This is a genomic window from Psychroserpens luteolus (genome assembly GCF_021032705.1).
Taxonomy (GTDB): Bacteria; Bacteroidota; Bacteroidia; order Flavobacteriales; family Flavobacteriaceae; genus Psychroserpens; species Psychroserpens luteolus.
In genome coordinates this window covers 1-335 of sequence record NZ_JAHVXI010000045.1, presented here as the reverse complement: position 1 = coordinate 335, position 335 = coordinate 1, and the positions used below count along the sequence as shown (strand labels likewise).

Here is a 335-nt window from a genome sequence, read left to right as displayed (position 1 = left end):
GCCACCTGGAATCGGGTGCCGCTGCGGGTTGGCGAGCGAACGATGGGAGACCACCTGCGCGACCATGGCATGGAGTGCTGGCTGCTCGGCAAAACCCATATGAAGGCCGATGAGGAGGGGATGCGGCGTCTGGGGATTCCCAAGGACAGCATTATTGGCGTTCGAACCGAACAATGCGGCTTTGACGTGTGGGAACGCGATGACGGGATGCGGCCCGAGGGGCCGGCGGGCCTTTATGACGAACAAGGCGCTGCCCGCTACAATGACTGGCTGCGTGAGCGGGGCTATGTAGGCGAAAACCCGTGGCATGACTTCGCCAACTCTGCGCGTGACGC

The 335-nt window shown here is 63.0% G+C and carries 1 protein-coding gene; it reads left to right on the top strand.

Annotated features, from left to right (window positions below; all coding sequences use genetic code 11):
• Positions 1–335: alkaline phosphatase family protein (locus KWG70_RS17765; RefSeq protein WP_230937379.1), on the top strand; the 335-nt coding region annotated here is incomplete at both ends.